Raw genomic sequence first — 22024 nt, forward strand, 5'->3', positions numbered from 1 at the left:
GCTGGGATGCTGCTGGGTGACTCGTATCCTGTTGGCCAAGGAGGTGCTGCCTTGGTCAACAGGATACGAGTCACCCAGCACAATGCGGGCGCTCCGGCAGGGCATGGCGGCGAAGGACCGGATGACCAGAGAGATGATCGGTGATGCCACAGAGGGCTGCAGGGCGCTGCTCGTGATCGACGCCTACGGTCCGCAGGACCGCGAGGAGATCCTGGAGATATCGGTGCGGGCCTGGGGTCCCGTGTTCCCGCGAATGCAGCAGGAGGTCCCCGGCTTCGTCTACGAGTGCTTCTATCCCCGCGGTTGGCAGGAGCGGCAGGTCGCCGACCTCGCAACGGTGCTTGACGGGGAGCCTGAGAATGTGGATATCGCGCGCCTGGAGGGGCGGCCAGTGGGATGGGTGTGCACTCGACTCCATCCTGAGGACAATATGGGTGAGGTCTTCATCCTCGCCGTTGACCCGAGGTACCAGCGGCGAGGGATCGCACGGGCGCTCATGGACCGCTCCTTTGACAGGGTGCGCCGGGCCGGGATGCGCATGGTCATGGTGGAGACCGGTGGGGACTCTGGGCACGAGCCCGCGCGCCGGGCCTATGAGGCGGCCGGGTTCCAGCGCTGGCCTGTGGCCAGGTACTTCAAGGATCTTCACGTGTAGGGGCTCGGAGTTCCAGCCGGTCGCGGGTCGGGGGGATTGGCCCTATGGTGGACGCGCAGGCGCCTTGCACTGTTGGGCAGCGCTCTGGCCGTTCCTGCGCATCGTCACTGAGACTGCCTGCGTGACCTGGTACGTGATTCCGGGGAACGTCTGCTTGGCCCAGTCCGGAGAGCGTTGAAGATGTGCAGACGGGATCGTTCTGCGCATCTTCAATGTTACCCAACGCTTCGGCTCAGCATCGAGGCTCTTCGCGACTCCCCGCGGGCTTGCGCGAGTATGCCTCGCCCCGCCACAGCCAGCGGGGGACCCGCTCGCAGTAGTCCGCGTACTCCTGGCCGAAGCGCTCCGCCAGCGCCTCCTCCTCCGCCGGGATCTGGAAGCGGTCGATCACCCACCAGAAGCCCAGCGCCGGGAGCAGCGCCGCGCCGCTGCGCCGCGACACCGCCCGGGCCACCAGGAGGCCGAGCATCCCCGCATACATCGGATTGCGGGTCAGCGCGCTGGGGCCCGTGGTCACCAGGGCGCTGGCGCGCTCCACGCCGCCAGGATCAACGGTGGTGCGGTGGCGGGCGAACTCCGCGACCCCCTCCAGGGCCAGCGCCCCGCTGAGGCCCGCAATCGCAGCCGATGCCAGCACACTGCCCGCCGTGCGCCTGCCCCGGCGCGCCACCACCCGCTGGCCGGCGGCCGCGGCCGCCAGGACCACCGCCGGTGGAATCCTCATACCCATGGCATCCCCTGAGGCATCGCTCGATCCGTGCGGACGGCTCCACCACCGCCCGGCGGCGAGCCTATCGCGCGCTCTCCAGCCCCTCGGATCTCTATGATGAGCCGCATGATCCTGCACATCGCCCTGGCCGAGGACTGGGCCCAGGCGCAGCGTCGCGGCACCTACCCGTGGTCCACGCGCGGCGTGCTCGCCTCCCAACAGGGCTTCGTGCACGGTTGCGCCACCATCGAGCAGGTCCGCGCCGTCATGGACGCCATCTACCCCGACCGCCCCGACCTCGTCCTCCTGGAGGTCGATGAGGCGGCACTGGCCTCCCACGGCCTGGAGGTGCGCGAGGAGCCGGGCGACCCCACCGATCCCGGCTCCGAGCTCTTCCCGCACATCTATGGCGGGCCTCTGCCCTGCCTGCTCCTGCGCCCCTGCCCGCTGCCCCTCCCGCCGGGCACGCCGCAGTGATGCCCCCGGCCCCAGGCACCCTCCGGGGCCCCCACGGCCCGGGCGCGTCGGACTACGATCCGCGCGTCGTCGACCTCTACGACCAGGACAACCCCGACGGCCCCGACCACGACTTCTACCGAGCCCTAGCGGATCGGGTCGCCGCCCGCGACATCCTCGACCTGGGATGCGGCACCGGGCTGCTCACCGTCACCCTGGCCGCGCCCGGCCGGCGCGTCGTCGGCGTCGACCCCTCGGCGGCGATGCTCGACCACGCCCGCAGGCGGCCCGAAGCAGCCGGAGTGACCTGGGTGGAGGGTGACAGCCGAGCCCTGGAACACGGGCGGCATGAGCGCTTCGACCTGATGATCCTCACCGGCAACGCCGCCCAGCACATCCCCGACCCCGAGTGGCAGCGCACCCTGCACGACCTGCGCCGGTGCTGCCGGGACGGCGCCGTCCTGGCCTTCGAGACCCGCAACCCCGCCGCCCGCGCCTGGATCGGGTGGGGTCGGGCCGAGCCCAGACGTCGGAGCACCGCCCATGGTGCGCTGACCGAGTGGTTCGAGATCGACGAGCTCGATGCGGGCAGGGTCCTGCTGCGCAGCTGCGCGCGCATCGAGGGCAGTGGCGAGCGCCTGGACCACGACCAGCTGCTGACCTTCCGGGATGAGAGGACTTTGCGGGGCCAGCTGGCCGACGCCGGGTTCGAGACCACCGCCGTGTGGGGCGACTGGCGGTGCGCGCCCTTCACCGGGGAGCAGGCGATCATGGTCGTCGAGGCCCGCGCAGCCGGGTGATCCGATCCTCGCTGGGTCACCCGCATACTGCTGGCCCAGGAGGCGCTGTGTGGGCCAGCAGGATGCGGGTCACCCAGCGAAACGCGGGAACTCCAGCCGGGTGCGAGGGGCGGAGGTGGGTAGCGATCGCGCTATGGGTAGGGTTATCGGGTGGTACAGGACGAACTGCGCCGCGTTCTGGCAGCATCCATGGCCTGTGAGCGCTGCCGGGCGATGGAGCCCGGGACATGGGTAGACCTGGCCACCTGGCTGCTTGCCCGTGACGAGGGGGCAGCAGAGGTCGCGGAGGTCGTTGAACTCGCCTGCCCGCCCAGCCCGTGCGGTCTCAGACCGCGCCGATCGTTGAGCGGCTCATCGAGCGCTGCGGCATCCCGATCCCTGACAGTCAAGCGGCTGTAGAGACCCTGACAAGGCTTCTGGCGGAGGACCTGCGAGCAGCGCCGGCGCCGGTGGCCTTCCCGATGATCCGCATGCTGGGAGAACTAGCAGCATGGGATCTCGACTCGGATCTCCTGGAGACATGCGCTCTCCATGCCGAGTACCTTGACTGCCTGTGCCGCCCCCAGGTGGGCGCCGAGTCCCTGGAGCATCGGCTCCAAGCCCTGACGGCCATCGGGCTGCCCCGGGAGGCGGCCACCATCCTGGCCCGTACGTCCCGGGCCGGACTGCCTACCGCGCAGCTTAGGTGCGGGCGCGGCGGTTGATGAGGACTCGCCTCCGGACGAGTCCGTCCAGATCCTGGGCCGAATCCGCTGACAGCCTCGCGCCGGGAGAATAGGCTGGTAACGGCTAGATAAATTCACCTTCCCGGGAGATGGTGTTGTGATCAACCCGAACGAGATGCTTGTGGTGGCTCCTCAGGGCAAGGGCGGCCCACTCCGTGACTGCACATGGAAGGCTACGACATCCGTGTTGATGCCGACAGAAAGCAACTCATGGTGACCTATGCCCGAAAAAACGGATCCGAAGGGAGGTCGCGTGGCTATAGGCACCCCTCTGCCCGGCGGCTCGTGCCCCGCACCTCCTTCGAGCTCCCTCCCGATGAGGTGGCGGTCGTCTCCGGCGAGTACTGGACCCCGCCCCTGACCGTCACGGTGTTCGTGGACGAGTGGGATGATCGGTTCTCGATGGTTCGCGTCAGCCGTCATCGTAAGGGACGCGCCCCAGCAAGCAGGACCTGCCCCATTGAGAAGTTCTCCAGGGTGCGGTCAAGTGCCCATGCCGGTGAGCCGGCGCATGTGCTCGACTACTTGCGTCGCGCCGTTGAGGTGCTTGAGCCGAGAGGCTCCGCGAATGCAGGGCGCTCAGGGGGCGATGATAGATGTACTGGCCGGCTGCGCGCCTCCTATGAGCGCATGCGATTCGTTCACCCGGAGAGCGCCCTGGCCGCCTACTTGGAGGGCCGCAACTCCACGACCTCCTTTCCTGGAGGTCCCGTCATCCTCCCCTTCCGCAGTAACGAGGATCAACGCAATGCCGTCGTCAAGGCTCTGAGCCACCAGGTCAGCGTCATTGATGGGCCGCCCGGAACGGGGAAGACTGAGACGATCCTCAATCTCATCGCTAATATCCTCCTGGAACCCGGAAAGACCGTCGGCGTGGTGTCCTTCGGAAATGCTGCCGTCGACAACGTGAGGGACAAGTTGGAGGATCTGGGAATCGACTTCGTCGCCGCCCGCGTGGGAAGCTCCAAGAGGGTCAAGAAGTTTATTCAAGATCAGGATCGTCAGGATCAGGAGACCGGCAGGGAGGCTCGGAATGTCAGGCTGGCGCGATGGCTTGAGCAACCACCCCGGCCTCTTCCGGCGCCGACTGCGGGCGCCGGCGCCGGTGAGGAGGGGGCGTCGCATCCCGCGGCGAGTCTTGTCGATCAGGTATTGGCCTCGGAGCGGCGGCTCCTGAACGTCTGGAGGGGGACTCGCGAATTGGCGGTCCTGCGCAACCTCATTGACGCCTATGCCCTGGAGGCGGCGCACCTCGACCGTCACTCCGCAAATGATGAGCTTCCGGATCTTACCTCACTGCCGCTCTTGCGCAAGGACTCTGAGCGCATCCTCGATTATCTCGCCGAGACGCATCTTCGTCCGGATCTCCCTCGTGGAATCGCTGGCCTCATTCCCCGGGTGCGCAGATACTTCCGGTATGGCCGACTCGGGGATCTTGACCCGACCGACGCTGCGACCGTCCTGCGACTGGAAAAAGCATTCTACGCCAATCGGATCGAGGAGTTGAAGGAGGAGGAGATCCTGCTGCAGGGCGAGTTGGAGGATCTGGATGCTGATACTGTCAGGGCGAATCACGAGGCCCTGTCGCTCGGACTGCTGGACCGAGAGTTGAGGCGCCGCTATTCAGGACGAGCCAGGGCGTGTTTTGATGAGAGGGAGGGGGCGATCTTCAAGCGGACCCCTGAGTTCATCGCGGAGTATCCGGTGGTGCTGACCACATGCCACTCCATCCGTTGGAATCTGAGGGAGGGGACCCTCCTGGACTGGGTGGTCATCGATGAGGCGTCCCAGACCAATCCGCTTGCCGCTGCTGTGGCCATGAGCCGTGCGCGCAATGTCGTGATCGTCGGGGACCTCAAGCAGCTCGGGCCTATCCTGGACAAGAAGAGCATGAGGTCGGGGGAGAGGCTTCCTGTGCCGCCTGCGCCAGGATATGATGTTGAGGTGCACTCAATTCTGTCCTCCGTGGCTGACATTTACGGTCCTGCACTGCCCCGCACGATGCTCAAGGAGCACTTCCGGTGCGTGCCGGCGATTGCTGAGTTCTGCAACCAGATGTACTACGACGGCGCACTCATCCCCTGCCGGTCCGCTGATGATGCGAAAGCGGGCGCCCCGCTCGCCGTCATCAGGACTGCTCCAGGAAATCATATGCGGTATTTCAATCGAGGGGAGGTGAGGGGGACGGATAATCGCCGCGAGATCAGTGAGATTGAGGAGTATCTTAATGGAATCCTGGAGGACTTGGGGATTGATCCTGGCCGTCAAGACAGGATGATTGGGAACGATCGTGATCTTGGAGTGTGCACCCCTTACCGTCTTCAAGCGAATAGGGTCGCTGAAGCGCTGGGCGAGCGCTTCGGAGACGTCGGTGAGCGGTACTGGAGTGTCCAGACCGTGCACAAATTCCAAGGGCGCGGTGTTCGGGAGATGGTGTTCAGCACGGTTGTCGATGAGACCAGGCTCGGGCATATCAAGCTCCGCTTCGTCGATGACCCCCGAATCCTCAACGTTGCAGTCTCCAGGGCCAAGGATCGATTCGTCCTCGTGACGAATCATGATGGGGTGCCTCGCAGCACTCACATCAAGGCCCTTATTGATTATATCCGATTCCAGGACCCGGATCAGATCGTCGACGGGCAGGTCCTCTCTGTTTTCGACCTCCTCTATCGGGAGTACTCGCAGAGGCTCGCGCACTTCGCCGCCCGGGTGGATGGTGGGAGCAGGTTCCTCTCGGAGAACATCATATGGACCCTGCTGGGGGACATTCTCTCTGATCCCGCCTATGAGCACCTCGCAGCCCTGCCGCAGGTGCGATTGCGCGATCTTCTCCCCGACACATCCCTGCTTGATGACCGGCAGCGAAGGTTCGTTCGCTCGGTCTCCGCAGTGGACTTCGCCGTCTACCACAAGGTCTCCCGCAGGCTCCTGCTGGCCATCGAGGTCAACGGTACGGCTTTCCATGAGAATAACCCGGCCCAGTTGGAGCGTGACAGGATCAAGAGATCGATCCTGAAGGCCTATGGTGTCGAGGTTCTGGAGCTGCCGACCAATGGTAGTGATGAGGAGCGGCGCATCAGGGACCGGTTGAACATGCTTCTTCCCCGGCGCGGCGAGCGGGCTCGGATGTTTTAAAGGAGGATGTGGAGGCGGGCGCGAGCGCTATTCTCCAAGCGGTTGCGGCCCCTGATGGGTCCGGTGCTTCTCCATCGTGATGAGGTGCTGTTCCACGGCCGGGGTGCAGCGAAGGGGCTGAGGGGGCCGCCAGTGGCGCACCCCATACTGAGGAAAGGCTGACCTGAGCAGAATTCCCCTAGTCTAGGCCGCGCCCGGGTCAATGGGGCCGCAATTGGCCCCGTGGCCCCGTGACCCCGTGGCCCCGGCACCGCACCGACTGCCCCGTCAACGAACAGGAAGACCCTTCTCCATGACCAGCAACACCGCCGGTGGCCCCATCGTCTCGGTGGCCCGTCGCCTCCTGGCCCTCGACCGCCTGTCCCTCACGCTCCTGCGCCTCGGCGTCATCGTCGTCTTCCTGTGGATCGGCGGGCTCAAGTGGTTCAAGTACGAGGCCGACGGCATCATCCCCTTCATCGCCAACTCCCCCCTCATGCGCTGGATGATCGGGGACCCGGCCGGCTACAAGCCGCACATGAACCCCGAGGGCGTGCTCAACGAGGCCAACCGGGCCTGGCACGAGGCCAACTCCACCTACCCGGTGGCGATCTTCGTGGGCGCCACGATCGTGGCCATCGGCCTGCTCCTGGCCGCGCACTGGATCCGCCCCGAGCTGGGCATGCTCGGCGCGGCGGGCGTCATCGGCTTCTCCGTGGTCACTCTGTCCTTCCTCATCACCACCCCCGAGGTGTGGGTCTCGGCCCCCGCCCAGGGCGCGGCCGACGCCGACCTGGGCTTCCCCTACCTGTCGGGGCGCGGGCGCCTGGTGGTCAAGGACTGCATCCAGATGGGCGCCGGCTTCGTGCTGCTGGTGGACTCCGCCCGCGCGACCCTGCGCCGCCGCGGCGTCAGCGCCTAGGCCGCCGGGAGGCGCGAGCCCTCCCATGCCCATTCGCACCCACTCCCACCCAGAAGGGGTCCGCGAACGCCTGTGCGCTCGCGGGCCCCATGGGTAGGCTGACGGGCAGGACCGGGGCGCTCGCGCGCCGAAGGGGCACACCCGCCCCACCGGCCCTCGCCGCTCACAGGAGAAAAGCCATGACTGCACCGCCCGCATCCACCTCCCCCTCCGCCCCGGCGTCGCCGCTGGAGGTCCTGGAGGCGCTCTTCGATGCCGAGAACGCTCGCGACTGGGAGGCCCTGGCCGCTCGCCTCCATCCCGAGGTGGAGTGGTGCGTCGAGGGGCGGGTCGTGCGCGGCCGTGAGGCCTATCTGGCCGCCCTCATGGGCTTCTACGCCGGCGCCGACCCCTGCGCCACTCGCTTCCGCCTCCACCAGTCCATCGACTCGGCCGACGGCTCAACGGTGATCGCCCTGCTCGTCAACGGGGCGGGGGAGCGCTCCCTGGAGGTCTTCGAGATCCGCGACGGGCTGGTGCGCCGCGAGTGGGAGTTCGAGCTGGGCGCCGGTGCCGACTGGAACGGCGCAGTGCTCCTGCCCGCCCGTGAGGCCCCGGGCCACAACCGGGTGGTGATCCGCGGGCTGCTCATCTGCTCCGAGGAGGATCAGGCCGACGCCGTGCGGCGCCTCCTGCCCGAGCACATCGCCGCCTCCCATGCCGAGCCCGGGTGCGTGTCCTTCGACATCCGCCAGACCCAGGACTCCCTGGTGTGGCAGGTCGAGGAGGTCTTCGCCGACGTCGCCGCCTTCCGCTGCCACCAGGAGCGCGCCGCCTCCAGCGAGTGGGGGAGGGCGACACGCGGGGTGGAGCGCCGCTATGAGATCAGCGGCGCCCTGCGCGATGCGGGCGAGCGCCACTGCGCGTAGGAGCCGGTCTGCCCGCGCCCCGATCGGCTCCGCCCCGTCGGGGCCGGCCCGCCCCGGCGGCGATGGGACCGCCCCGGAGGCGCCCCCGTCCGCACCCGTACCGCCCGCCGCTGCCGCGGCCGCCGGCCCCCACCGCGCCGTGAGGAACCGTGAGGAAAGGGATCCGATGACTCGCCGCGCCCGCCCGACCCGCCGATCCCTCCTGGCCGCGCCCTGGCTGGCGGCGGCCTCCGGCGCCGTCGGCCCCCTGGCGCTGACGGCCTGCACGGCGTCGTCCCCGGGCCGGCCGGCCAGCGGGGGCGCCGGTCTGCCGCCCAACCCCTTCGACGGCCTCTACCCCGATGGCTTCGCCCTCACCGAGCTGTCCGCCGACCCGATCGAGCCGCTGGAGCCCCCGGCGCGGCCCACCGGCCTGGAGGACGCCGTTCTCGACCCCGCCTACTCCACGCGCCTCTACCGGGCCACCGACGCCGGGGACGGCAGCGGCGGGCGCATGCGCCACGAGTACAGCCGGCGCCAGGCCTTCAACGCCGACGCCTCCCGCTACCTGGCCCAGGACGGCACCGGGGCCTGGCACCTCTACGACGGTGCCGCCTTCGCCCACCTGGGGCAGCTCCCCGAGCTCATCGGCGACTGCGAGCCGATCTGGCACGCCACCGACCCCGCCCTGCTGTACTTCACCGACCGCAACGGCGGCACCCTCTGGCGCGCCTACGACGTCGAGGCCCGCACCACCAGCGAGGTCATCAACCTCAAGGACGCCTCCCCCTGGCCCCAGGCCACCTCCTACTGGACCAAGGGGGAGGGCACCACCAGCGCCGACGGCCGCTACCTCACCCTCATGGCCACCCGCTACGACGAGGGCGCCCAGACCACGACCGCCTACGGCTTGGTGGTCGTCGACCTCATCGAGCGCACGGTGGTCTCCACCCTGGACGCCGCGGACTTCCCGGTGCCCGGTGCGGTGCCCGACCATGTGAGCACCTCGGCCTCCGGCGACTACGCGGTGGCCTCCTGGCTCGACGGCCAGGGCGGCACGGTGGCCTTCACCCGCGACTTCTCCTCCTCCCGCCAGCTGGCCCCCGGCTCGGAGCACTCCGACCTGGCCTTCGGTCCCGAGCGCCAGGACTACCTGGTCCACGCCGACTACGGCCAGGGCGAGCTGGTGGCCATCGACCTGGCCACCGGGCAGCGCACGCCCCTGCACACCCTCTACCCCGCCGAGGGGGAGGCCTACGCCCTGCACATCAGCGGCCAGGCCTTCGACCGCCCCGGCTGGGCGGTGGTCTCCACCTACGCCGACAGCGCCGATCACGGCCAGCGCCGGCCCGCCCCCGAGCTGCGCGCCGAGTACCGCAAGGTCTGGCTGGTCGAGTTGGTGGCCGGCGGCCGGGCGCTCAATGTCGCCCACACCCGCGTGGGTGACGGGCAGCAGTCCGCCGGCGGCGGTGAGGATGCTGGCAGTGCCGACGGCGCCTACTTCGCCGAGCCCCAGGCCAGCGCCTCCCGGGACCTGAGCCGGATCATCTTCGCCTCCGACTTCGGCGGCCAGGAGGTGGAGAGCTATATCGTGGGCCTGCCCGGGGGCTTCGATCGGTGAGTCGCGCCGGAGCCCCGGCTCACCCCCCGCTCCCGGCCGGCCCCGATGGGCCCCGTCCGCCCGCCCTGCCAGGGCCTGCTCCGGCCGTTGCACATCTTCGGAGTCTGCGCGTCGATGTCCGGCTTGTCGATCCGCATGATCCCGGGGAACGGTCATGCGTCGAGGCGCTGAAGATGTGCAACGAGGCCGGTGTTGCACATCTTCGGGGCCTGTGCGTCGATGCCCGGCTTGTCGATCCGCATGATCCCGGGGGTCGGTCCTGCGTCGAGGCGCTGAAGATGTGCAACCAGGGGGCGGGGGAGGGCTGAGCTACTGGACGGCAGGGGGCCACTCCCCGGAGTGGACGACGCTGCTGGAGGCCTCATCCCAGGTGAACACGGACACGGAGCGGCCGCTGGCATCCGCGGTGCTCTCGCCCTCGCGGGTCCAGGTGTAGGTCACCTCGATGCTGCCGTCATCGATGCGCACCACCTGGGGCGCGAATCCGATCGCCTGGTCGGAGGTGACCCCGATGTACTGCCCGTGGTGGAAGAGCATGATCTGGTAGGGCGAGGAGCCCGTTGGGCCGTGGATCCCCAGGACCACCCAGGACAGGGCCGCGCACTCGTCATAGGTGCTGGTGTCGGCCGCCTCCAGGTCCCACTGCCACATGGGGTCGGCCTTGACGGCCTCCACCTGGCCGCCCCAGGTCTGGAGGGCCTCCTCGCCGCTCATCCCCGAGCAGGCGGGGCTGGCCTGCGGAGTCGGGGTAGCCGGATCGGTCTGGGCCGCCGGGTCGGACAGGTCGGTCTGGCTCCCGGGCTCCGTCAATCCGCCGGACCCATCCTCCTCCCGGGTCAGGGAGGTGGAGGATGGTGACTCGGCTCCAGTGGGGTCCGAGCCGCCAGTGCTGGCGGTGTCCTGGCAGCCGGTCAGCATGAGGGACAGGGCCAGGGCAACTGCTGCTGATGCTCGTGTGGTGAGGTGGTGCGTCATTGCAGTGTCCTTCCATCGGTGCTCGTGGACTGTGCCCATGGAGGCACCTCCATCACCTATTACTGTAGAAGGAGGATGAGGGGAGAACGATGGGGACGGCTGCCCTCCTGTGATGAGCGGTACGCGAGGAGCGGGGAATGAGGACCGGCACCAGATAGTTGAAACCTGTATGAAGGCATTCGGATTCCTCAGCTTCGGACACTACGGGCACGGCACCGGACCCGGCGACCCTGACGCGGGCCAGGCCCTCAAGGACGCCGTCGAGATCGCCGTCGGCGCCGATGAGATCGGCGTCAACGGCGCCTACTGGCGGGTGCACCACTTCGCCCGCCAGGCCGCCTCCCCCTTCCCCCTCCTGGCCGCGGCCGGCGCCCGGACCTCGCGCATCGAGGTGGGCACCGGCGTCATCGACATGCGCTAGCGCATATAGCGGCTGCAACACCCGTTCACGTAAGCTTGGTTGCATGGTCGAACTGGTATCGCTGAGGAAGACGAACGAGGTTGCGGCGTACGTCCGCGCCTCGATGGACCGCAAGGGCGACCGATGGACCGTCGAGACCCAGCTGAGAAAGATCAGGGCGCTGGCCGAGGCCAAGGACTGGAAGGTCGTCGAGGTCTACGACGACAACGCGGTGTCCGCGACGAAGAAGCGCCGTGCTGGCACTCGGTGGGCCGAGATGCTGGAGGACGCCCGTGCGGGCAAGTTCTCGATGGTGGTCGCCGTGGACATGGACCGGCTCCTGCGTAGCACGAAGGACCTGAACACACTGATCGATCTCGGCCTGCGTGTCGTCACCGTTGACGGCGAGATCGACCTCTCGACGGCGGACGGGGAGTTCCGGGCGACGATGCTCGCCGCTCTCGCCCGGTTCGAGGCACGACGCAAGGCCGAGCGACAAATCAGGTCGAACGAGCGCCGACGCGCCGAGGGCATCCCCACGTCCGCCTGGAAGGCGTTCGGCTGGACGAGGGACGGCGAGTTGATCGAGGAGGAGGCCGCCGCCGTACGGCGGGCCTTCGATGCGTTCCTCGGCGAGCCGTCCCTGTCGATCCGGCGAATCCGCGAGGACCTGAACAGCGCCGGTCACTTCACCGCGCGTGGGTCGGAGTTCTCCGTCGATGCTGTGCGCTACCTGCTCGCGAACCCGCTTTACTGTGGCTACATCAAGCACTACGCGTCGGGCGAGCTGTACCCGGTTCAGGGCGAGGCGTTCCCGCCCATCGTCGACGAGCAGACGTGGCGGGCCGCGGTGGCGAAGCTGGAGGACAACGTGCGGAGGTCGGCGAGGCAGGGGAACCAGCCGAAGTATCTCCTGTCCACGATCGGGCTGTGCGGGAAGTGCGGCGCGACGCTCGTCTCGGGGACGAACAGCCGCAAGCAGCCGACGTACCGCTGCGGCGAGCAGTTCCATCTCACCCGCCAGCGCGAGCCCGTCGATGCGATGGTCACCGAGGCGGTGCTCACGCGTCTGTCCTCGGTGGACGTGCACGACCTCGTGATGCCACAGGAGGACGATGGGCCGGATCGCGAGGAGCTGCTGACGGAGCGGAACGCCCTGGTCGATCGGGTGAAGGAGCTGAGCCCGCTGCTGCGCGACATCCATCAGCCGGTCCTGGAGATAACGGCAGCGATCAACGACGTGAAGGCCCGCATCGACGAGATCGACGCGGAGCTGCTCGACCGTTCGGTGTCGGCGGCGGCGAAGCTGCTCGCGGACGTCGAGGAGCCGGTCGGCACCGCGGAGCGCCGCGAGGTGGTCGAGGCGAAGTGGAAGGTGTTGGATGTGGACCGCCGCCGGATGCTCGTGGACGAGCTGGTGACGGTGACCATCGAGCCCATCACGCCCGGTCACGTGAAATTCGACCCCGACCTGATTCGGATAGAGCCGCGTCGCGACTGACTCATGAGTCGACTCGTCATTGCAATGGTGAGTCGACTCGTGGGAGAATGGTTGCAGACAAGAAGATCCCACCGGGGCCGCGACTTAGAAGCGCGGGGTTCTGCTCCCGGATGAGTAGCCGGTCAAACAGCCCAATTGCCGTGGCGGGGAACCGGAAGATACTCATGTCTGAGGACTTCCGATGTCTGTCGTTATCGACGTTCCCCGCGCATCCGCGCTCGACCGCCCTGGCCTCGATCAGGGCTCCACTCCTTCTCCGCAGGCAGACGGCCTCGATCCCGTCATCGCCGCCGCTCGTGCTGCTGGTCGTCTGGCCGGTGAACGCCTGGCTCGCACGCCCCTGACCCCGCGACAGCGCGCCGCGGTCGCCGCCGTGATGGGCGGTGGTCACTGATGAGCGCCAACTCCGCCGCCTTCGACCACGTGAACGGCTTCCGCTGGCGACAGGGCGACCCCTCCCTCGCCGAGTCCGAGGCACGTCTCTACGACCTCGGCGTGCTCCGCTCCGTGCTGGAGGAGTCCGTCGAGATCGCCGTCGCCGACGCCCGCGCCGATGGGGTGACCTGGGCGAAGATCGGCGACGCCCTCGGCGTCACGCACCAGGCTGTCATCAAGCGCTACGGCCGGGGCGGTGGTCGCTGATGCGCGCCGACGCACGCAACCTCAGCACCGCTCCCGCCGACCTGACCCCGCCCGGAGGGCCTGGCCTGGCACCCGCCGAAGGCGGGCTGCCCGTCGTCGTGATGACGGTCCGCAGCCGTGCTTCGCACTCTAAGAGTTTCGGGAGCCTCATTCGTTCCTACGGGCGCGGCAAGGGCTTGTCGATTGCCGCGTCCTGCAACAACGTGCCTGGTCAGCGGTCGGTTCCGCCCGCGCTCCGTCGCGTGGCCTCGTGGGATCATTTTGGGTCTCATTTGGGGGTCAATAGGGGGTCATTTGGGCGCCGCACTCTCTCTGAGGCCCTCCGCGCTGTCCGCGGCGGGGGTGGTCGCCGTGGCTAAGCAGGAGAACAACCCGACGAGCATCGGGCTCACGCAGTACCTCGATCCGTCGTACTGGACCTGGGCTGCCGAGGACCCGAACGGGGCCGCGCTGCTCCAGCAGGGAGCCGAAGCGATCCTCGCCTACGTGGTGCAGCGGCTCGAGGCCACCGGCTGCGAGGTCGTCGAGGCCTACGGCATCGTGCATGACAAGGACGAGCGCGAGGTCTGGAGCGACACGGAGAAGGCTCTGGTGATCGAGCCGAAGCCCGATCACCTGCACGCGGTCATCAAGTTCGCCAGCCGTGCGAAGAGCGCACCGCTGGATCGGCTCGCGTTCGGCATCGGCGTCGAGCCCCAGTACGTCGAGAAGCCGGGCCGCGGGCGGTACGCCTACGACAACATGCTGTCGTATCTGACGCACGTGAAGTACGCGGACAAGCACCAATACGCGCCTTCGGAGGTCGCTACGGTGCGTGGGCCTGACTACCTCGGGATCGACGCCCAGCGTCGGGAGACCTGGCTCAAGGGGCGCGCGCACGTGAAGAAGAAGGTCGTCGCCGAGAACTTCGAGGACATGCGCGAGCGCGTGCTCCAGGGCGAGTTCACGCGGGATCAGATCATGCTCACGGACGAGCTGTTCGACATCTACTCGCGGCATCAGCGGGAGATCGACGACGCGCTGTCGGCCTACGGCCAGCGCCGCGCATACCGGGCGGCGGCGAAGCTCCGCGCCGGTGAGTTCTCGACGCACGTGGTGTTCGTCCATGGGGATGCCGGGATCGGCAAGACCCGGTTCGCCACGGACTTCATCACCGAGGCGATCAACGCGGCGAACGCGCACGGCGAGCGGTGGCAGGTCTACCGGGCCGCGACGGGGAACCCGCTTGATGACTGGCGAGGCGAGGAGGTGCTGCTGCTGGACGATCTGCGGGCCTCGGCGATGGATGCGAACGACTGGCTGCTGCTGCTTGATCCGTACAACGCCTCGCCTGCGAAGGCTCGGTACAAGAACAAGGGCGAGGTGGCCCCGCGCCTTATCGTCATCACGGCGACGATCGAGCCTGTCGAGTTCTTCTACTACGCCCGCCAGAAGGGCAACGTGGACGAGGCGTTGGACCAGTTCATCCGCCGCTTGGCCTCGGTCGTGAAGGTCTATCGTGCCGACGACATCAATCGTTACCTCGTGCAGCACATTGGGAAGATCGAGCCCTACGAGTGGCACCAGTGCAGCATCCCGACCGCCGCACACACGCCCGGCATGTACGGCAACGCGTATCACCAGAACGTCGGGTCGCGGGAACTGACCTACGGTCCGGAGACCTCGGCGGAACATGACGCTGAGGGCGCGGTTGCTGAGCTGCTGGGCGGGCTCGCGGTGCGGAGCCCTGACGTGCCGCTGGCGCTGATCGGAGGTGCCGCATGAGCACCGAACGCGATGCGCTCTTCCAGGGGGTCGAGGGGGCCGGAGGCCCCTCGCAAGCAGCCGGGGAGGACATGAGCGCCAGCGAAATGTCCGACACGGCTACTGCTTGCCACTCTGGCGTACAGGTGGAGCAGCAGACCGACTCCCAGGTGAACACCGGTCGGGCTGATGCGGAGGCTGTGCGTCAGAGTCACGGCGGCGCGAAGCGTCGTCGTGGGGGCCGCGCGAAGCTCGATACCGACTTCGGAGAGGAGACGCTCGCGGCGCTTCGCACTCGTGCGAAGCGGCTCGGGCTGGCTCCGAGCACGTGGGTGCGGACCGTCGTCCGGGATGCCCTCCACGCCTCTCGGAGCGAGGAGTTGGACGCCGCCGTGGCCGCGCACCTGCTCGGGGTCGAGGCGCGGGTGCAGGCGTCGGCGGATGCTCGCGAGCTGGCCGCGCAGATTCGCCCGCTGGCGATCAACGTCAACGACCTCGACCGCCGGGCGCGGGCTGGTGAGTCAGTGGCGCTGTCGGCGGAGGTGCCCGAGCTGATCGAGTTGCTGCGCGAGGTCCGCGCCCTGCTCGGGGATCGGGCGGCCTCATGAGCACTACGCACTACAGCCCGAGCGCCAGCGCCGCCGACACGGAGCGCTATATCCGTGGCAAGGAGGACGAGCGGGGCATCGCGATCACGTGCGATGTGCCGGGAGGCCCCGGCGCGTTCTCGGCGCGCGCTCGGTCGCTCACGCAGAACACGACGCGCGAGGTCGAGGCGGTGCATTACCGCCAGTCGTTCAGCGACGAGGAGTTCGACCCGAAGAGTCCGGAGGACGTGCAGCGGGTGAACGATCTCGGTTATCAGCTCGCGAAGAAGATGCACCCGGATTCCGACTGCCTCGTAGTCAGTCATGTGGATGGGCGGGGCAAGAAGCCGCACAACCACATCTTGGTCATCAACCACAACAACCGGACGGGGAAGGCGCTCTCGGACTATCGCACGTTCCACGACCGCAAGGCCGGGAATCAGCGGGGCGTCCAGTCGGCGAACGACCAGCTGATGCGAGAACACGGGCTCTCGGTCGTGAAGCGGCTGGAGCACGCACCGAAGGACTGGGAGCTGCGCCGCGAGGACTTCGCCGAGGGATCGCTCGACCGCGAGATGGGCGACCGGATGAGCGCGGCGCTGGCCGATCCCCGGGCGGTGGACAAGGCCGGTCTGGTCTCGGTGATCGAGGAGCAGAACCAGCGGCTCGGCGATGACGGGGAGCGGGTGCCGCGGATGCGGTTGCACAGCCCCGTCAGCAAGAAGGGCAAGCGCGCCGGGCAAGAGACCTGGACGCTCTACATCGAGGATCGCCGCGGCGAGTCCGGCCGCGCCGAGCGCCGCAAGCGCGCGAGCGCCCTCTCGGCGGACTTCACCCCGGAGGGCGCGCAGGCGTTCTTCGACTACCACCAGCAGCAGAAGGAGAAGGAACATGAGCGCAGCGCTCGACAGGCTGAAGCAGCAGAACGAGCCCGAGCAGTCGCAGCAGCAGCTCGGCAGTCCGGAGACGATGGAGCTGTTGACCTCGATCCTCGCCGCCGTCGAGGCGCAGAACACGAGGATCGCCACGCTGACCGAACAGCAGAAGAAGCTCGCGGGGTTCGTGAAGGTCATGGACGAGGAGACAACGAGGCGGCTGGAGCGGATCACGGCCCCGGCGTCGACCTCCTCGCCCTCCAGCGACGTGTCCGCGAGGATCGCGAGTATCGAGAGCAGGCAGAACGAGATCGCGAGCACGCTCGGCGAGTTCGCGCAGAGTCTCAACGGCGAGAGCTTGAACGCCGCTTCGCGGAGCTTGGTCGCGGAGGCGCAGAAGAATCGCGCGGCTACGGCCTCGGCGATTGAGGGTCTGAAGGCGCAGGTCACAGCGAACCAGAAGCTCGTGAGCCAGGTCGGCGGCGCGGTCCAGCGGATCGAGAAGCGCACCGAGGAACGGGTCGAGAAGGCTGTCGAGCAGGTCGCCGGGGAGGCTTCGGCCACGATGACCGCGAGCCTCGACGCCTCGAACGCGCGGGCGGAGCGGATCATCGCCGCGACGGCGAAGCTGGAGGCGCGACAGCTCTGGTCCGCCGCCGCCGCGATGTGCCTCGTTCTCCTGCCGGTGGCCGTGGTCGTCGCCGGTCTCTGGATGGGCATCGCCGGGCTCATCACGGGTGTTCAGTGGGCGCTGGACGTGGACGGGAGCGTGTGGCTCGGCATCGGCCGGTGGCTCGTGGTCGGCGCTGGCCTCGCCGGGGCCGGCTACGGGCTCTTCGCGTCCGTCAGCTGGGTTGCGGGTCTCGTGGAGACCTGGAAGGGCCGCGGGATGCCGAAGTGGCCCCGCTGGCGCAAGAGGTGATCACGCCTCACGAGGGCAAGCGCGCGCAGCGCGTGCGGCAGCCGCGACAACTGGACATTAGGTCAGCGGCTGCTGTATAGTTCAGTGCATGCTGACCATTGCTTCGCGTCTTGACGTCATGAACCGGCTCGGCCGGGCCATGGCCGACCCGACGCGCTCCCGCATCCTGATGTCCCTGCTCGACAGCCCGAGCCACCCCGCGGTGCTCTCGCGCGAGCTGGGGCTGACCCGCTCGAACGTGTCCAACCACCTGACCTGCCTGCGCGACTGCGGGATCGTGGTCGCCGAGCCCGAGGGCCGCCAGACTCGCTACGAGATCGCCGACCCGCACCTGGCCGCGGCGCTGACGGCACTGGTCGATGTGACCCTCGCCGTGGACGAGAGCGCGCCGTGCATCGACCCGGCCTGCTCGGTGCCGGGCTGCTGCGCCGCGAGCAGTTCGGGGGACGCCTCGTGAGCGCCGCCTGCGGCTGCGACGAGCCGACGACCAGCCCCGCGGACGAGGCAGAGGAGGCAGAGCGCCCGTGGTGGCGTGATCCCGGCCTGGTCGTGCCGATCCTCTCCGGCGTCGCGTTCGGCACCGGCCTGGCGCTGGAGTGGTCGGGGCTGCACATCGCGGCGCTGGTCGCGTTCTGGGCGGGCCTGCTGCTGGGCGCGTACACGTTCGTGCCCGGTGCGATCCGGAATCTCGTTGTGAAGCGCAAGCTCGGGATCGCGCTGCTGATGACGATCAGCGCCGTGGGCGCGGTGATCCTCGGCTACGTCGAGGAGGCGGCCGCGCTGGCGTTCCTCTACTCGATCGCCGAGGCCCTGGAGGACAAGGCGATGGACCGCGCCCGCGGCGGGCTGCGCGCGCTGCTGAAGCTCGTGCCGGAGACCGCGACCGTGCTGCGCGACGGGACCTCCGCCTCGGTCCCGGCCAGGGAGATCGCTGTCGGCGACGTGCTGCTGGTCCGCCCTGGCGAGCGGGTCGCGACCGATGGGCTGGTCCGCTCGGGCCGGTCGAGCCTGGACACTTCGGCGATCACCGGTGAATCGATCCCGGTCGAGGTCGCGCCCGGAGAAGCGGTGTTGGCGGGCGCGATCAACAGCGCCGGCGTGCTGGAGGTCGAGGCGACCGCCGCGGGCACCGACAACTCGCTGACCACGATCGTGGAGCTGGTAGAGCAGGCCCAGGCCGAGAAGGGCGACCGAGCCCGGATCGCTGACCGGATCGCCCGCCCGCTGGTGCCCGGCGTGATGGTCCTCGCCGTCCTCGTCGGCGTGCTCGGGTCCCTGCTCGGCGACCCGGAGACCTGGATCACCCGCGCCCTGGTCGTCCTCGTCGCGGCCAGCCCCTGCGCGCTGGCGATCGCGGTGCCCGTCACCGTGGTCTCCGCGATCGGCGCGGCGACCAAGTTCGGCGTCGTCATCAAGAGCGGGGCCGCCTTCGAGCGCCTCGGCGGCATCCGGCACCTGGCCGTGGACAAGACCGGCACTCTGACCCGCAACCGGCCCGAGGTAACCGCCATCGTCGCCGCCCATGGGTTCGACGATGCGCAGGTGCTTGCTTGGGCTGCCGCCGTGGAGCAGCACTCGACGCACCCACTCGCCGCCGCCATCGCCGCCGCGGGCCGGGGAACCCCCGCCGCGCAGGACGTGGCCGAGGAGGCCGGGCACGGCATCGGTGGCCTGGTCGACGGCCGCAGGGTGGCGGTGGGCAGTCCGCGCTGGATCGACGCCGGTCCGCTCAAGGCCCGGGTCGAGGACCTGGAGGCCGAGGGGCAGACCTGCGTGCTCGTCACCGTCGACGGCTTCCTGGCCGGGGCGATCGGCGTCCGCGACGAGCTGCGCCCCGAGGTCCCCGAGGTCGTGCGGACCCTGCGCGACCAGGGCGTCGAGGTGAGCATGCTCACTGGCGACAACTCCCGCACCGCTGCTGCGCTGGCGAAGCTGGCCGGGATCGGCGACGTGCACGCCGAGCTGCGTCCCGAGGACAAGGCTCGCATCGTCGCCGGGTTCTCGGAGACGTCGCCGACCGCGATGATCGGCGACGGCATCAACGACGCGCCCGCCCTGGCCGGGGCGACCGTGGGCATCGCGATGGGCGCGACCGGCTCCGACGCCGCGATCGAGTCCGCCGACGTCGCCTTCACCGGCCACGACCTCGGCCTCATCCCGCAGGCTCTGCGCCACGCCCGCCGCGGCGGCAGGATCATCAACCAGAACATCGTGCTGTCCTTGGCGATCATCACTGTGCTGCTGCCGCTGGCGATCACCGGCGTGCTCGGCCTGGCAGCGGTCGTCCTCGTGCACGAGGTCGCCGAAGTCGTCGTCATCGCCAACGGACTGCGGGCTGCGCGTGCCCGCAAGCAATAGGTGTTCCGTCCAACGCCATAACTCAGACATGCGCTACGAGAACCCCCTGTACATGGCCGAGGAGGTCGCCGCCCTCGACCTGCTCACCGACCAGCGCATCGCCGTCGGCATCTCCCGGGGCTCCCCGGAGCAGGCCAAGCGCGGCTGGGAGGCCTTCGGCTACACCGGCAGCACCGACCCGCGCGGCGCCGACATCGCCCGGGCCCACGCCGCCCAGTTCCTCGACGCCGTGCGCGGCGTCCCCCAGGCCGAGCTCGACCCGCGCAACGGCGTCATCCCCGGCGAGCCGCTGCGGCTGCGCGTCGAGCCGCACTCGCCCGGGGTCGACCGGCGCCTGTGGTGGGGCGCGACCACCCGCGAGACCGCTGAGTGGACGGCCCGCCAGGGCCTCAACCTCATGAGCTCGACCCTGCTGTCCGAGGTCACCGGCAAGAGCTTCTCCGACCTCCAGGCCGAGCAGATCCAGCGCTACCGGGAGGCCTGGCGCCAGGCCGGCCACGACTGGTCCCCGCGGGTGAGCGTCTCGCGCTCGATCTTCCCCATCGTCTCCGAGACCGACCGGAAGCTCTTCGGCCTGCGCATGGGGGATGAGCGCGACCACTACGGCATGATCGACGGCCTGCACTCGACCTTCGGGCGCGTCTACGCCGCCGAGCCCGACGTCCTCATCGAGGAGCTCTCCCAGGACGAGGCCATCCGGTCCGCCGACACCCTCATGCTCACCATCCCCAGCCAGCTGGGCGTCGACCTCAACCTCCACATCCTCCAGGCCTTCGCCGAGCACGTCGCCCCGGCCCTGGGCTGGCGGCCCAACACGCAGGGGCCCGTCACCGGCGAGCCCGTCGAGTAGCCGGGCGCTCGCCCGGCTCCGGGCGCCCGCGCCAGGAGGCGACCGGGGCCGGGCCCGCACGACGGGGCGTCCGGGCCGGGCCGGAGCGCTGCCGGCGCCCAGGCGCCCCGCCCGCCCCGGTGGCACGGGCCCGGATCTGGTGGGCGAGGGGCTACGGTTCACCCGTGAGCGCGGCGGCACCAGGAGCACAGGAGCGGACCCGGCTCCCCATGGCGGGGTGGGTGCTGTGGGCGGAGCACCACCAGGCGGCCCTCTACCTGGCGGCCCTGGCCCTGGGCGCCGTCGTGGGACTGGCGCTGCCCCAGTGCGCCGGGGCCTTCGAGGCCGCGGTCAATCCCGTGCTCGTGTCCCTGCTCTACGCCACCTTCCTGGGGGTGCCCATGGCCCGCCTGCGCGAGGCCTTCGCCGATGGGCGCTTCATGGCCGCGATCCTGGCCGTCAACTTCCTCATCGCCCCACTGGTGGTCCTGATCCTCTCGCGCCCACTGGCCGATGCGCCCGCACTCCTGGTCGGGGCCCTGCTGGTGCTGCTGGCGCCCTGCGTGGACTACGTCATGGTCTTCACCCGCCTGGCCGGGGGCGCGTGGAGCCGGATCCTGGCCGCCTCGCCGGCCCTCATGCTCCTCCAGATCATCATGCTGCCGCTGTGGCTCACGGCCCTGGCGGGCGGCACCACGATCAGCTGGCGGCCCTTCGCCTGGGCCTTCGTGCTCATGATCCTCACCCCGCTGGGGCTCTCCGCCCTCACCCAGTGGGCCTCTGAGCGCTGGCGCCGGGCCGCCCGGCTCCAGGAGGGGGCGACGGCGCTCATGGTGCCGCTCATGATGGCCACCCTGGCCACCGTGGTGGCCTCCCAGACCGATGCGGTCAGCGCCCGCCCGGGGCTGCTGGCGCGCCTGGTGCCCATCTACCTGCTCTACGCCCTCATCATGCCGGCGGTGGGGGAGGGGGTCGGCCGGCTCCTGGGGCAGGATGCGGCCTCGCGCCTGGCCCTGGCCTTCTCCGGCACGACCCGCAACTCGCTGGTGGTCCTGCCCCTGGCCCTGGCCCTGCCCCCGGGCATGGAGCCGGCGGCGATCGCCGTGGTGGCCCAGACGCTGGTGGAGCTGGTGGTCATGGTGGTCTGCACCCGGGTGCTGCCCCGGCTCATCAGGTAGCCGCAGGACAGGACATGGCCCGCGGGTCCGGGCTCTCGCCCGGCCCCGCGGGCCGTTGTCGTTGAGGAGGCCCTCAACCCGGATTCCCTTAGTCCGGGGAGGCCTTCCTCCTTCGCCAGAGCGAA

At 69.2% G+C, this 22024-nt stretch carries 21 protein-coding genes and 1 pseudogene; 20 read left to right on the forward strand and 2 right to left on the reverse strand.

The features are described 5' to 3' along the window. Positions 1–16: 16 nt before the first annotated feature. Complete coding sequence (locus J5X07_RS13445; RefSeq protein WP_322783189.1) at positions 17–655, forward strand: GNAT family N-acetyltransferase; 639 nt, start codon at positions 17–19, stop codon at positions 653–655. A gap of 232 nt (positions 656–887) precedes the next feature. On the opposite strand, the gene J5X07_RS11665 is transcribed toward J5X07_RS13445, so the two are convergent. Further along, entirely contained in the window at positions 888–1379 is a 492-nt protein-coding gene (locus J5X07_RS11665; protein ID WP_243896802.1) for a methyltransferase family protein, read from the reverse strand. 111 nt (positions 1380–1490) lie between these two features. Between J5X07_RS11665 and J5X07_RS11670 the strand changes: the two genes are divergently transcribed. The 7 genes from J5X07_RS11670 to J5X07_RS11700 all read left to right on the forward strand — a co-directional run bounded on the left by J5X07_RS11670 (position 1491) and on the right by J5X07_RS11700 (position 9889). Beyond that, on the forward strand, positions 1491–1841 hold the full coding sequence (locus J5X07_RS11670) for a DUF952 domain-containing protein (protein WP_208479910.1): 351 nt from the start codon (positions 1491–1493) through the stop codon (positions 1839–1841). Then, positions 1841–2620 carry a class I SAM-dependent methyltransferase gene (locus J5X07_RS11675; protein ID WP_208479911.1) on the forward strand — a complete coding sequence of 260 codons (780 nt, stop codon included), beginning with the start codon at positions 1841–1843 and terminating at the stop codon, positions 2618–2620. Before J5X07_RS11670 ends, J5X07_RS11675 begins: the two co-directional genes overlap by 1 nt. Before the next feature lie 317 nt (positions 2621–2937). Continuing rightward, positions 2938–3324, forward strand: coding sequence for a hypothetical protein (locus J5X07_RS11680; protein ID WP_208479912.1), 387 nt, complete (start codon positions 2938–2940; stop codon positions 3322–3324). Positions 3325–3510: 186 nt separating this feature from the next. Next, positions 3511–6480, forward strand: a complete 2970-nt coding sequence (locus tag J5X07_RS11685) for an AAA domain-containing protein (RefSeq protein WP_208479913.1) — start codon at positions 3511–3513, stop codon at positions 6478–6480. Between the two features lie 292 nt (positions 6481–6772). After that, the gene (locus J5X07_RS11690; protein ID WP_208479914.1) at positions 6773–7381 is read left to right on the forward strand and encodes a YkgB family protein; all 609 of its coding nucleotides are present in this window, start codon (positions 6773–6775) and stop codon (positions 7379–7381) included. A 179-nt stretch (positions 7382–7560) separates the two neighbouring features. Next, positions 7561–8289 carry a nuclear transport factor 2 family protein gene (locus J5X07_RS11695; protein WP_208479915.1) on the forward strand — a complete coding sequence of 243 codons (729 nt, stop codon included), beginning with the start codon at positions 7561–7563 and terminating at the stop codon, positions 8287–8289. Between the two features lie 166 nt (positions 8290–8455). Continuing rightward, the gene (locus tag J5X07_RS11700; RefSeq protein ID WP_243896803.1) at positions 8456–9889 is read left to right on the forward strand and encodes a hypothetical protein; all 1434 of its coding nucleotides are present in this window, start codon (positions 8456–8458) and stop codon (positions 9887–9889) included. 309 nt (positions 9890–10198) lie between these two features. Here J5X07_RS11700 and J5X07_RS11705 read toward each other — a convergent pair whose 3' ends face one another. Next, positions 10199–10864, reverse strand: coding sequence for an LppP/LprE family lipoprotein (locus J5X07_RS11705; protein ID WP_208479916.1), 666 nt, complete (start codon positions 10862–10864; stop codon positions 10199–10201). A 169-nt stretch (positions 10865–11033) separates the two neighbouring features. Here J5X07_RS11705 and J5X07_RS11710 point away from each other — a divergent pair. The 12 genes and pseudogenes from J5X07_RS11710 to J5X07_RS11765 form a co-directional block, all read left to right on the forward strand. Continuing rightward, positions 11034–11282 (forward strand): annotated as a pseudogene (locus tag J5X07_RS11710) (LLM class flavin-dependent oxidoreductase); the annotation flags it as partial. A 46-nt stretch (positions 11283–11328) separates the two neighbouring features. Then, on the forward strand, positions 11329–12765 hold the full coding sequence (locus tag J5X07_RS11715) for a recombinase family protein (protein ID WP_208479917.1): 1437 nt from the start codon (positions 11329–11331) through the stop codon (positions 12763–12765). 181 nt (positions 12766–12946) lie between these two features. Then, positions 12947–13159: a hypothetical protein gene (locus tag J5X07_RS11720; RefSeq protein WP_003780572.1), complete on the forward strand. Its 213-nt coding sequence runs from the start codon at positions 12947–12949 to the stop codon at positions 13157–13159. Next, on the forward strand, positions 13159–13407 hold the full coding sequence (locus J5X07_RS11725) for a hypothetical protein (protein ID WP_003780556.1): 249 nt from the start codon (positions 13159–13161) through the stop codon (positions 13405–13407). Before J5X07_RS11720 ends, J5X07_RS11725 begins: the two co-directional genes overlap by 1 nt. Positions 13408–13758: 351 nt before the next feature. After that, positions 13759–15171 (forward strand): Rep family protein, encoded by a 1413-nt coding sequence (locus J5X07_RS11730; protein WP_225792350.1) that lies wholly within the window; start codon positions 13759–13761, stop codon positions 15169–15171. Next, entirely contained in the window at positions 15168–15758 is a 591-nt protein-coding gene (locus tag J5X07_RS11735; protein ID WP_009212769.1) for a hypothetical protein, read from the forward strand. Before J5X07_RS11730 ends, J5X07_RS11735 begins: the two co-directional genes overlap by 4 nt. Further along, on the forward strand, positions 15755–17041 hold the full coding sequence (locus J5X07_RS11740) for a relaxase/mobilization nuclease domain-containing protein (RefSeq protein WP_208479918.1): 1287 nt from the start codon (positions 15755–15757) through the stop codon (positions 17039–17041). The genes J5X07_RS11735 and J5X07_RS11740 overlap by 4 nt, the downstream gene beginning before the upstream one ends. Positions 17042–17078: 37 nt before the next feature. Then, positions 17079–17534, forward strand: coding sequence for a hypothetical protein (locus J5X07_RS11745; protein ID WP_008731400.1), 456 nt, complete (start codon positions 17079–17081; stop codon positions 17532–17534). Positions 17535–17622: 88 nt separating this feature from the next. After that, positions 17623–17991 (forward strand): Cd(II)/Pb(II)-sensing metalloregulatory transcriptional regulator CmtR, encoded by a 369-nt coding sequence (gene cmtR / locus J5X07_RS11750; RefSeq protein WP_003780589.1) that lies wholly within the window; start codon positions 17623–17625, stop codon positions 17989–17991. Then, the gene (locus tag J5X07_RS11755; protein WP_124842572.1) at positions 17988–19892 is read left to right on the forward strand and encodes a heavy metal translocating P-type ATPase; all 1905 of its coding nucleotides are present in this window, start codon (positions 17988–17990) and stop codon (positions 19890–19892) included. The genes cmtR and J5X07_RS11755 overlap by 4 nt, the downstream gene beginning before the upstream one ends. A 28-nt stretch (positions 19893–19920) precedes the next feature. After that, positions 19921–20742 carry an LLM class flavin-dependent oxidoreductase gene (locus tag J5X07_RS11760; RefSeq protein WP_208479919.1) on the forward strand — a complete coding sequence of 274 codons (822 nt, stop codon included), beginning with the start codon at positions 19921–19923 and terminating at the stop codon, positions 20740–20742. Between the two features lie 164 nt (positions 20743–20906). Continuing rightward, positions 20907–21899: an arsenic resistance protein gene (locus J5X07_RS11765; protein WP_341769468.1), complete on the forward strand. Its 993-nt coding sequence runs from the start codon at positions 20907–20909 to the stop codon at positions 21897–21899. Positions 21900–22024: the final 125 nt, after the last annotated feature.

The organism is Actinomyces bowdenii (assembly GCF_017592395.1).
In the GTDB taxonomy this organism is placed as follows: domain Bacteria; phylum Actinomycetota; class Actinomycetes; order Actinomycetales; family Actinomycetaceae; genus Actinomyces; species Actinomyces bowdenii.

What these genes read in the sequence shown, in the direction of transcription:
- J5X07_RS11715 (WP_208479917.1), top strand. Translation starts at nt 11,329, where the DNA reads ATGGTCGAACTGGTATCGCTGAGGAAGACGAACGAGGTTGCGGCGTAC.
- J5X07_RS11720 (WP_003780572.1), top strand. Translation starts at nt 12,947, where the DNA reads ATGTCTGTCGTTATCGACGTTCCCCGCGCATCCGCGCTCGACCGCCCT.
- J5X07_RS11665 (WP_243896802.1), bottom strand. Translation starts at nt 1,379, where the DNA reads ATGAGGATTCCACCGGCGGTGGTCCTGGCGGCCGCGGCCGCCGGCCAG.
- J5X07_RS11740 (WP_208479918.1), top strand. Translation starts at nt 15,755, where the DNA reads ATGAGCACTACGCACTACAGCCCGAGCGCCAGCGCCGCCGACACGGAG.
- J5X07_RS11670 (WP_208479910.1), top strand. Translation starts at nt 1,491, where the DNA reads ATGATCCTGCACATCGCCCTGGCCGAGGACTGGGCCCAGGCGCAGCGT.
- J5X07_RS11675 (WP_208479911.1), top strand. Translation starts at nt 1,841, where the DNA reads ATGCCCCCGGCCCCAGGCACCCTCCGGGGCCCCCACGGCCCGGGCGCG.
- J5X07_RS11695 (WP_208479915.1), top strand. Translation starts at nt 7,561, where the DNA reads ATGACTGCACCGCCCGCATCCACCTCCCCCTCCGCCCCGGCGTCGCCG.
- J5X07_RS11700 (WP_243896803.1), top strand. Translation starts at nt 8,456, where the DNA reads ATGACTCGCCGCGCCCGCCCGACCCGCCGATCCCTCCTGGCCGCGCCC.
- J5X07_RS11705 (WP_208479916.1), bottom strand. Translation starts at nt 10,864, where the DNA reads ATGACGCACCACCTCACCACACGAGCATCAGCAGCAGTTGCCCTGGCC.
- J5X07_RS11760 (WP_208479919.1), top strand. Translation starts at nt 19,921, where the DNA reads ATGCGCTACGAGAACCCCCTGTACATGGCCGAGGAGGTCGCCGCCCTC.
- cmtR (WP_003780589.1), top strand. Translation starts at nt 17,623, where the DNA reads ATGCTGACCATTGCTTCGCGTCTTGACGTCATGAACCGGCTCGGCCGG.
- J5X07_RS11690 (WP_208479914.1), top strand. Translation starts at nt 6,773, where the DNA reads ATGACCAGCAACACCGCCGGTGGCCCCATCGTCTCGGTGGCCCGTCGC.
- J5X07_RS11735 (WP_009212769.1), top strand. Translation starts at nt 15,168, where the DNA reads ATGAGCACCGAACGCGATGCGCTCTTCCAGGGGGTCGAGGGGGCCGGA.
- J5X07_RS11725 (WP_003780556.1), top strand. Translation starts at nt 13,159, where the DNA reads ATGAGCGCCAACTCCGCCGCCTTCGACCACGTGAACGGCTTCCGCTGG.
- J5X07_RS11685 (WP_208479913.1), top strand. Translation starts at nt 3,511, where the DNA reads ATGGAAGGCTACGACATCCGTGTTGATGCCGACAGAAAGCAACTCATG.